Origin of the sequence: Gottfriedia acidiceleris, from assembly GCF_050457485.1 — a bacterium.
Classification (GTDB): Bacteria; Bacillota; Bacilli; order Bacillales; family Bacillaceae_G; genus Gottfriedia; species Gottfriedia acidiceleris_D.
Genome location: NZ_JBCMJM010000028.1, coordinates 37,296 through 46,800, shown reverse-complemented (window position 1 = coordinate 46,800; position 9,505 = coordinate 37,296). Strand labels below are relative to the sequence as shown.

General features: G+C 34.2%; 11 protein-coding genes. 3 read left to right on the top strand and 8 right to left on the bottom strand.

Annotated elements, in window-relative coordinates:
• Positions 1-213 (bottom strand): hypothetical protein (locus tag ABEY15_RS22800; RefSeq protein WP_429892297.1); only part of this gene is annotated, 213 nt, incomplete at its 3' end.
• A gap of 243 nt (positions 214-456) precedes the next feature.
• The gene (locus ABEY15_RS22795) at positions 457-786 is read right to left on the bottom strand and encodes a hypothetical protein (RefSeq protein ID WP_429892296.1); all 330 of its coding nucleotides are present in this window, start codon (positions 784-786) and stop codon (positions 457-459) included.
• A 232-nt stretch (positions 787-1,018) separates the two neighbouring features.
• On the opposite strand from ABEY15_RS22795, the gene ABEY15_RS22790 reads away from it, so the two are divergent.
• Entirely contained in the window at positions 1,019-1,786 is a 768-nt protein-coding gene (locus ABEY15_RS22790; RefSeq protein ID WP_429892295.1) for a TSUP family transporter, read from the top strand.
• Between the two features lie 94 nt (positions 1,787-1,880).
• On the opposite strand, the gene ABEY15_RS22785 is transcribed toward ABEY15_RS22790, so the two are convergent.
• From ABEY15_RS22785 to ABEY15_RS22770, 4 genes are all read right to left on the bottom strand, one after another.
• Positions 1,881-3,056: a thiolase family protein gene (locus tag ABEY15_RS22785; RefSeq protein WP_429892294.1), complete on the bottom strand. Its 1,176-nt coding sequence runs from the start codon at positions 3,054-3,056 to the stop codon at positions 1,881-1,883.
• Positions 3,057-3,100: 44 nt separating this feature from the next.
• On the bottom strand, positions 3,101-3,883 hold the full coding sequence (locus ABEY15_RS22780) for an SDR family NAD(P)-dependent oxidoreductase (protein WP_429892293.1): 783 nt from the start codon (positions 3,881-3,883) through the stop codon (positions 3,101-3,103).
• 215 nt (positions 3,884-4,098) lie between these two features.
• Positions 4,099-4,575, bottom strand: a complete 477-nt coding sequence (locus ABEY15_RS22775) for a 2,4'-dihydroxyacetophenone dioxygenase family protein (RefSeq protein WP_429892292.1) — start codon at positions 4,573-4,575, stop codon at positions 4,099-4,101.
• 188 nt (positions 4,576-4,763) lie between these two features.
• On the bottom strand, positions 4,764-5,552 hold the full coding sequence (locus ABEY15_RS22770; RefSeq protein WP_429892291.1) for an SDR family NAD(P)-dependent oxidoreductase: 789 nt from the start codon (positions 5,550-5,552) through the stop codon (positions 4,764-4,766).
• 144 nt (positions 5,553-5,696) lie between these two features.
• Between ABEY15_RS22770 and ABEY15_RS22765 the strand changes: the two genes are divergently transcribed.
• Complete coding sequence (locus tag ABEY15_RS22765; RefSeq protein ID WP_429892290.1) at positions 5,697-6,602, top strand: LysR family transcriptional regulator; 906 nt, start codon at positions 5,697-5,699, stop codon at positions 6,600-6,602.
• Positions 6,603-6,665: 63 nt separating this feature from the next.
• On the opposite strand, the gene ABEY15_RS22760 is transcribed toward ABEY15_RS22765, so the two are convergent.
• Together ABEY15_RS22760 and ABEY15_RS22755 are read right to left on the bottom strand one after the other, a co-directional pair.
• Positions 6,666-6,854: a hypothetical protein gene (locus ABEY15_RS22760; RefSeq protein ID WP_429892289.1), complete on the bottom strand. Its 189-nt coding sequence runs from the start codon at positions 6,852-6,854 to the stop codon at positions 6,666-6,668.
• Positions 6,855-6,884: 30 nt separating this feature from the next.
• Positions 6,885-8,174, bottom strand: a complete 1,290-nt coding sequence (locus ABEY15_RS22755; RefSeq protein WP_429892288.1) for an MFS transporter — start codon at positions 8,172-8,174, stop codon at positions 6,885-6,887.
• 479 nt (positions 8,175-8,653) lie between these two features.
• On the opposite strand from ABEY15_RS22755, the gene ABEY15_RS22750 reads away from it, so the two are divergent.
• Entirely contained in the window at positions 8,654-9,427 is a 774-nt protein-coding gene (locus ABEY15_RS22750) for an SDR family NAD(P)-dependent oxidoreductase (protein ID WP_429892287.1), read from the top strand.
• Positions 9,428-9,505 lie beyond the last annotated feature (78 nt).

The window sequence follows — 9,505 nt, the reverse complement described above, 5'->3', positions numbered from 1 at the left end:
GAACACAAGAAATGCGATTGTTGCGAAAAGAAATGTGATTGCAGTATTACGGTGAATATTAATATTGATTGTTGCTGCAAAAAAGATAAGAAAACTCGAAATCATTCCGACAAACATAAATGTGACTGCTATGAAGACCATGAATGTGACTGCTGCGAAGACCATGAATGCGACTGCTGCGAAGACCATGAGTGTGACTGCTGCGAAGACCATGAGTGTGACTGCTGCGAAGACCATGAGTGTGACCGCTTCGAACACAAGAATTGTGATTGCTGTACAGATGTAATTGCTAAAATATTAAATGCTGTACAAAATGGTCAATCATCATCTCATTGTGATAAAAAAATTACTATTAATATCAACATTAACAATAAATAAGCAATTTCCCGAGATGAATCAAATTCAAACAAAGGCAAAAAAATAGAGTGAAGAAACCTAGTGTTTCTCACTCTATTTTTATTTATTAAAATCGTTTTCCTTTTTTATTGAATTGCCTTTTATTTCTTCTAATGAATTAAGATAAATCTCAATTCCACTCATTTTTAGTTGTATTTCTTTAATTGAATCCTCTAATATTTTCGTTAAATCATTTTGTACTTGTTTAATAACTTCATCATTTTCAAGACCCTCTAATCGGACAATACGGTTTACCTTTAGTTCTTCAAGCGCCATCTTCATTTCGATTTTTGTAACAACCTCTTTAATTAAACGATTGACGTTTTTTTCAAAGTATTTTTCTTTGGCTTGTCCTATTTCTGTAGTAGTTATTTTATGTTCGAAATTCAATCCATACACACCTCATCATTAAATTATCACATATCAATATATGCAAAATTTTAGAAAGTGGTACATGTTGAAATTAATTTCAGTAATAACTTTAGTTAACTTATACGGAAAAAATGTTATTGCTTTTTATTGTGTAATAATAAAAATAATTCTTATATTACTAAATTAATGATTTACTTTGTTTCCTATTTTAACTACTATCAAATTAGTAAATAAAAGAAAGGTAGATTTGATGATATTCCATATTGATCCGTCGTTATTATTAACTTTAATTGTATTTGGATTTTTAGCTGCATTTATTGATTCTGTAGTTGGAGGCGGTGGGCTAATTACTTTGCCAGTATTATTATTTACTGGTCTATCTCCAGCTGCTGCCGTTGCAACGAACAAATTAGCTGGGTCAATTGGCTCTTTAACGAGCACAATCATGTTCTATCGTTCTGGAAAGCTTGATTTAAAATCTGTCTATAAGTTATTCCCACTCACATTTATTGGTTCCATTTTGGGAGCTTGGACAGTTCATTTAATTGACCCTACAGTTCTTAAGCCTCTTATGCTGGTTATGCTTGGAGCAGTTGCTATATATACTATTTTTAAGAAAGATTGGGGAGATACGACTACCAATAAAAAGCTGTCACTTACTCGTATTATTCTGTTTATGCTATTAATTTTTGGTATTGGTTTCTATGATGGATTCATCGGCCCTGGAACGGGTTCATTCCTAATATTTGCTTTTTTAATGATAGGATTTGATTTCTTAAAAGCTGCAGGCAACGCAAAGTTTTTAAATTTTGGTAGTAATATAGCTGCATTATTAATGTTTATGTACTTGGGACAAATTCATTATGCCTATGGGCTAGCTATGGGACTTGCACAAATAGCAGGAGCAATTTGTGGTTCTAAATTCGCTATTAAAAAAGGAAGTGGCTACGTTCGAATCCTTTTTATTACAGTAACCTTTATCTTATTAGCAAAAAATACTTTTGATTATCTTCATTAAGATAAAAAAATTAACGTTCAAATGGAATTAAACCGATGTAAAAAATGGTAAGCAAATTATTGTAGAATTTGCTTACCATTTCTTTTTAATTAGATTATACGGCTTCTATGATAATTGAAACTCCTTGTCCGCCACCTACACATAAAGTTGCTAAACCAATTTGTTTCTTTTGACGTATTAATTCATGTAATAAAGTAACTACAATTCTAGTACCAGAACAGCCGATTGGATGCCCTAATGCAATAGCTCCTCCATTTACATTAATAATCTCTTCTGATATGTTTAATTCTTTTTTTACTGCTAGTACTTGTGCAGCGAATGCTTCATTGATCTCTGCCAATTCTATATCCTGTATCGTTAGATTTGCTCGTTGCAGTGCTTTTTGTGTTGCTGGAACTGGACCAATTCCCATAATCGAAGGAGCAACAGCAGCGCTTGCTACCGAACGAATTTTGGCAAGCGGTTTTAAACCATATTCTCGAACTGCTTGTTCAGATGCAACAATTACAGCAGCTGCACCGTCATTTAATGATGAAGCATTTCCAGCTGTCACTGTACCATTCTCTTTAAAAGCTGCTTTAAGAGTTTGTAGTTTCTCTAGACTAGTATTTTTTATGTTCTCATCTTCTTTAAATAAAATTGGACCTTGTTTAGTTTTAATCGTAACTGGAACAATTTCTTTTTCAAATTTGCCCTGCTCCCTAGCTTTAATTGCTTTTCGCTGACTTTCTAATGCATATACGTCTTGTTCCTCACGCGATATATGATAGTCTTTAACTAAATTTTCAGCTGTAACTCCCATATGGTAACCTTCTAATGCACAGTGAAGCCCGTCATGAAAAATCGCATCTACTGTCCTTAAATCTCCCATTTTTTGTCCCCATCTTGCATTCATTACTAAATGTGGGACATTACTCATACTTTCCGTCCCCCCAGCAATTACTACATTCGAATCACCAGCTAGTATTTGATGATAGGCTAATGTAATTGCTCGGAGTCCAGATGCACATTGTTTATCAATTGTAATGGCTGGTATAGAGACAGGTAAACCAGCATTAATTGCGGCTTGTCTTGCTGGATTTCCTTTAAGCCCTGACTTTAGAACATTACCTAATATTACTTCATCAACACAATCAGCAGATAGACCAGATCGTTGCCATACTTCCTTAATAACTGTTGATGCAAGTTGTACAGCACCTACATCTTTTAATGCTCCTCCAAAACACCCAATTGGAGTTCTGAGCGCTTCAACTAAATATACATTCTCCATTCACGATCCCTCTCTTCGTAATATCTTTATCCCAAATAGGGTACTTACACTTTTTCTTCGATCATCTTTCGGGTATAAGTAGTTACCCACTTTCTTGGCAGTATTCCAACAGACTTTGCCATCAGTTTATTTTTAAAGCCTGGAATGATCACAGTTTTATTTTTCATTAAGCCTTCGTAACCACACTTGGCAACTGTTTTAGGATCCATTAAGTTTTTAATGAAAATTTTAGTTCCTGTTGAAGCAAGTCCCTCAGTAAGTGGTGTCTTTGTTGACGGAGGACATAATACACTAACTTGAACCCCGGTACCTTTTAGTTCTTCGGCTATCGCTTCTGTAAATGATAAAACATATGATTTACTTGCCCCATACATCGACATCCTTGGAGTTGGTTGAAAAGCTGCTGTTGATGCAACATTTAAAATTTTACCGTGATTTCGCTTAATCATTTCATCCGCTATAAGTCTAGTTAAATAAGTTAAGGAAATCATATTCAGCTGCAAACATTCTATTTCTTTCTTAATATCTAATTCTGTCATTAACCCTAGTCCGCCCGCTCCGGCGTTATTAATTAATATATCGATATTGGTTTCTTCTCTTTTTAGATATGTATACAAGCTCTCTACAGTTTCATGATTACTTAGATCACCGACAAAAGTATTGACTTCTATTCCGTATTCCTTTTTTAAAAAACCAGCTTGTTTTTCCAACAACAACTCATCTCTAGCAACTAAAACTAAATTATAGCGATGTCCTGCGAAGATCTTTGCAAATTCCAATCCAATACCTTTTGTTGCGCCTGTAATTAACACTGTTTCAGCTGGCATATTTAGATGAACCTCCTCATTTTTAAATATTCTAAATTTTTAAAATATTAATTTATAACTAATTATACTCATAAGTAATAGTTAAATAAAATTAAATAATTTAATTTACAAGTAAGTCTTACTTATATATAAATATCTTAAGATTATTATTCATAAGAAAAGAGAATCTTGTTCGTCACTGGACGTTTTTAGATTCTCTTTTCATACACTATTTATTAAAATTTAGTCACATCAACAGGTTCGATACCTTCAGCTGCACAATATTCATAGTATCTATTTAAAAATGTTTCCCAATTATCTCTAGCAAGAATTTCGCCATTCTCACCGATATAATCCAATGTTCCTTCTACAATATTAAAGGTAATAACATCTTCGTCACCTACAGCTGTAGGTGTATGTTTCGATCCAGCAGGCTCATAAACAACGTCACCTGGTTTAGAAATCCAAGACTCTTCTAGATATCTCCACGTTCCTTGAACAGTATATACAATAACTGTTCCTGGATGGAAATGTGCAGGAAGCTGCATTTTCGCAGGTACATATAATAATGTAAGAGTTTGCCCTGTTACAGAGTTTGCTTTAAGTAATTTAAACTTTGAATCTCCAAAATAAGGAATCCAAGGCAACTCATCTACATTAATATTTCCAGCATGGTGAACTACTACTTCTTTTACATCCTTTACATTACTCACTTAAATCCCCTCTTCCACCTTATGGTTTTTTAAATTCGTCTATAGAAGCCCTTTAAATTATGACAACTTAAAACTACTTCGAATTTATTATTATCAGTATATTTATAATTTTCAGTAAAGTAAAATTAGTATTTCTAACTTGCATTTTAGTTTCGCTAATCTACATTACTGGGTTACATTGATGAAATTTACTTAGTACCAAGGCCCCCATCAAGAACTAATATTTGTCCTGTACAATAGTCAGATGCATCTGAAGCAAAGTAAAGGGTCGCACCTACTAAATCATGGTCACTACCTAATCTTCTAAGTGGAACTTGAGTAGCAATGAATGGACCTGCTTTGTGAACAAGAGTTCCCGGTATTTCTGGATTATTCATTCCTGTAGTAAAAACACCAGGAGCAATTGAGTTAACATTAACACCGTGACGCCCCCACTTAACTGCTAAGTCCTTCGTTAAAGTCATAACGGCACCCTTACTTGTTGTATATCCGACAGAATCTACAGCTTCAGGGTCAACACCTTTAAAGCCTATACTAGAAGAAATATTGATGATTTTTCCATAATCGTTATTAATCATATGTTTCCCGACTGCCTGACACATTAAAAAAGTCCCTGTCACATTCGTGTCAAGCATGGATTGCCATTGTTCTAAAGGCATTTCTGCAGCTGGCGTTTCAAAAACAGTTCCACTACTATTTACTAAAATTTCGATGCTCCCAAATTGGGAAACAGCTTGTTCCAATCCATTTTCAATTGATTCGGGACTAGTTACATCTAATGATATAGCTAACGCTCGTCTGCCTAATGCCTCTATTTCTTTCACGACTTCTTCACAAATTTCTAAACGTCTAGAACAAACTACTACATTTGCCCCCGCTTCTGCTAAAGCTATTGCCATTACACGACCTAGCCCACTTCCGCCTCCTGTAACGATCGCTGTCTTTCCTGTTAAATCAAATAATTGTGCTATTGACATTCTACTCTTCCTCCTAATATTAAGAATATTCTAATTTTTTAAAATCTTATTGATATTGATTATACATATAAATTATAATGAAAAAAAATTAAAGATTTTAATGTGTAAGTTAGTATCATTAATATTCAAAAAAAGGGGACATACATGAACATTGAGCAATTAATCTATATTGTTGAAGTCGCAAAATACAGTTCCTTGTCAGTAGCTGCACAAAATTTACATGTTACACAATCAACAATTAGCCAGTCCATAACTAACTTAGAAAAAGAGCTAGAAATTAAAGTATTTAAACGTTCACGGGGACATGGCGCGGTTCCGACTGATGAGGGAAGAGTCATTTTAAAACTTGCCTATGAGGTTCAAAAAAAAATTGAAGAAATAAAGGAGACAGCTAACTTATTCAACTCCACGGAGGTGGGTGAGCTTAATATATCTTCTTTACCTGGTTTAATGGCATTTCTCGTTAAAGCAATCTCTACATTTAGCCATGATTATCCTCATGTAAATCTTGAGGTTACTGAAAAAAGTGGTACATCAGTGATTGATGATGTTAGACAGCATAAGACTGATTTTGGCCTAATTACATACTCAAGTGATTTAGGGGTAAATATGGAAGGAATCGCTTTTGAAGCACTCCTTGATGGAAAGCAAAAGGTATACGTTTCAAGGCATTCTCCTTTAGCCATTCTTGGTTCTGTAACCCCAGAAGACATTTTCGATCAAACGCTCGTCATATATAAAGGGGAATTAATGCAATATTTTATCCAAGATTTTTTTAAAAAATATAAACCTATGAAAATTCTATTTACAACAAACAATATGGCTGGACTTCTCCAAGCGGTCAATGAAAACCTGGCAATTACATTTGCTCCTGATTTTGTCATGCAAAATTATCCATCAGTCATAAATGGTGATATTATTCCAATCGACTTAGTGAACCATAGTACTGTTAACATTTCTTTAGGATTAGTTCGATCAGAAGATAAACATTTATCTACATATGCTAACAAATATATTCATTTTCTAAAATCGGAAATTATTAATAGCTAAAAAAGAGAAGCAACTGCGTTCAAAGTGGACGCGAGTGCTTCTCCCTTTATTCGAATGTATTAGTTATCTGGAACTAATGTTTTGCTCAGTTTTGACCCCTGTTTCCATATCGATATGGTCATCAGCGTAAGTTTCAGTTATTTTATCCTGGCAACTCCAGCAGTTACTACGATTTCTCTCCCTAATGGATAATTCTTCCTGACATTCTACACAGCAATCGATTCCATCAAAGACTTTTTTATTTTTACACATTATCTTTCCTCCTCGATTAATTCATACTTTTTATATAATGACTTGTTCCTCTACCTTGATTGTAGTGCTTGCTCGATTAGCTGGACGCACGGCGATCCAAAACATTAATCCGAAAACAAACATGACTAAAGACGTCACTAAAAATCCGTAACCATATCCTATTGACTCACTTCCTGCATTTTCAATAAAATTACCAAATATAACAGGAGCAATAATACTCGTTGAACTTGATATAGCAACATATGTCCCTTGAGCTTTTCCAATGTTTTTAGGTGAAAAGAACTCCATTAACATTGCTGGTGCTAGTGAAAGAATGACAATTGCAAAACCCGGTGCAAGGATGAAGAACAAGATGGAAATTGCACTTGAATTTGCGACACTTCCAATATATAAACAAATAGCGGATGACATCATTGAAATTCCTGCAAGATTTATTCTTGCTTTTCGAATATCCTTAGTTTTGCGGTAAATGCGGTCTGAAATTAGGGCAAATGCAATTTGGCAAATAGCTGCAAAGAGAAAAGGTAAAGATACGGCCATTTTTAATGTTTTACCATCAAAATGTTGAACTTTCGAAAAGTATGCTGGAAACCAAACCGCTTGGACAGACAATAACCAATATGCACAGCCTGCGCAAACAGTGGTGAAAATAAAATTTTTAGAAAAAATATGAGGAAAAAACTGCTTCCATGATACTTTATTTGGGATCACTGAGTTTTTATCCGCATGCTCATATGTAGAAATCCCAATCTCTTTTGGGCTCTCTTTTCCAAAAATCATCCATAAAAGTAGAACAATACTTCCAACTGCTCCCATTGCTACAAAAGCGGCTCTCCAACTATATTGATTAATTAGTGAGATTAATAGTGGAGAAGCAATTGCAGGTCCGATTGTAGCTCCAAAGAGCACGGCCCCAAAACCAATACCATGTCTATGTTTAGGAAACCATTTCCCAATTATTGAAGTTGAAATAGAAATAGCTGGTCCTTCCCCTGCTCCCAATAGCATTCTTGATAACATTAATAGAGATAAACTAGATACAAAAGGTGTTGTAAATTGAACGATTAACCATATTAACATAATCCAAGTAAACATCTTTTTTGTGTTTTTAGAATCAGCCATGCCACCAAGAATGAAAGAAGAGATCGTAAAGAACCAAAAAAACGAGCTTCCAACTAATCCCCATTGTGATGGACTTAAATGTAATTCTTTCATTAACGGAACCGAAACTAATCCTATGATGATTTTATCAACTTGATTGACCATGCCAGATGCAACTAGAATTAATAAAATAATCCAAGAATATTTTGGTGTGTTCAAAAAAATCTCCCTTTCTTTCCTTCTAATTATTGAACATCTCTAAAAAGCAAAAAGCAACCTGTTTTCTAACTCAAGCTTTTATAACAAATTAACAATTCTTCCAATAAGATAAAGCGCTTACAAAGTTGCTCGTCACCATCTCTAACAAACCACAAAGATGCCCTTCCCCCCTTTATTTTCATAGATTCATTTCATAACTTTAATTACATTACAATTTTCTTAAATTTATTATATTCATAATTTTCAGTTAAATAAAATTAAACATTTTAACTTACATGTAAATACTGCTAATATATGAAATATGCACCATTATAAATAGGTAATTTTAACTCCACGATATATTAGCAAAACTAAATTACAAATTAAAATTTTTAATTTTATATAAATATTATTTATAGGTAGAATTAAGATAGAAATGAGTAAATACTAAATCATTCAATTGTTTTGTAGCACTATCGAAACGAACTGGAGGCTGAACAATGGACTTAAAATTAGCAGGAAAAAAAGCACTTATTGTTGGAGGTAGTCGAGGTATTGGTAAAGCTGTTGCCCGCCAGCTAGCTCTTGAAGGTGTAGATTGTACGATTTGTTCAAGAAATGCATCCACGCTAAAGATTGCAGCAGAAGAACTGGCACAAGAAACTAATCGAAATATTTATCCAATTGTAGCTGACACTACCGATCCAGACTCCATCTTAAATCTAGTAGAAAAATCAGCAGCAGTAATGGGAAGCATAGATATATTAATTAATAGTGGAGCCCGTGTAGGAGGACATGAGCCAGAGGACTTTAATAGTATTAAAGAAGAACTTATTATAAAGGATTTTGAAGAAAAATATATGGGGTATTTTCGTAGTATTAGAGCCGTTGCGCCACATATGATTGAAAACAAGTGGGGACGAATTATTAATATCAGTGGACTAGCTGCTAGGATTGGCGGCAATTACTTTAGCTCTGGTCCTCGTAACGCGTCTGTCGTACATTTAACAAAATCTGCATCCATGGAATTAGGAAAGCATGGAATTAATGTCAATGCAATATATCCTGGAATTGTTGATACCGAAGCTTTTAGAGACAAAGTAACGAATGAGGCAGCAATTCAACAAGTTAAATCACTAAATTCTCTCGGTCGCTTGATTACTCCTGAGGAGATTGCTTACGTCGTTACTTTCCTAGCATCACCTTTATCAGCATCAATTACTGGAGAAGTAATACCGGTAACTGGCGGCATCGGAAATACTGTTTATTTCTAATAGTTTATAAGTTAATAGTTCAAAGAAATAGAGCCTCATAATGTTTGAGGCTCTTTAAGTGTGTGTAGACAAATTCCA

What these genes read in the sequence shown, in the direction of transcription:
- ABEY15_RS22790 (WP_429892295.1), top strand. Translation starts at nt 1,019, where the DNA reads ATGATATTCCATATTGATCCGTCGTTATTATTAACTTTAATTGTATTT.
- ABEY15_RS22785 (WP_429892294.1), bottom strand. Translation starts at nt 3,056, where the DNA reads ATGGAGAATGTATATTTAGTTGAAGCGCTCAGAACTCCAATTGGGTGT.
- ABEY15_RS22780 (WP_429892293.1), bottom strand. Translation starts at nt 3,883, where the DNA reads ATGCCAGCTGAAACAGTGTTAATTACAGGCGCAACAAAAGGTATTGGA.
- ABEY15_RS22770 (WP_429892291.1), bottom strand. Translation starts at nt 5,552, where the DNA reads ATGTCAATAGCACAATTATTTGATTTAACAGGAAAGACAGCGATCGTT.
- ABEY15_RS22765 (WP_429892290.1), top strand. Translation starts at nt 5,697, where the DNA reads ATGAACATTGAGCAATTAATCTATATTGTTGAAGTCGCAAAATACAGT.
- ABEY15_RS22760 (WP_429892289.1), bottom strand. Translation starts at nt 6,854, where the DNA reads ATGTGTAAAAATAAAAAAGTCTTTGATGGAATCGATTGCTGTGTAGAA.
- ABEY15_RS22750 (WP_429892287.1), top strand. Translation starts at nt 8,654, where the DNA reads ATGGACTTAAAATTAGCAGGAAAAAAAGCACTTATTGTTGGAGGTAGT.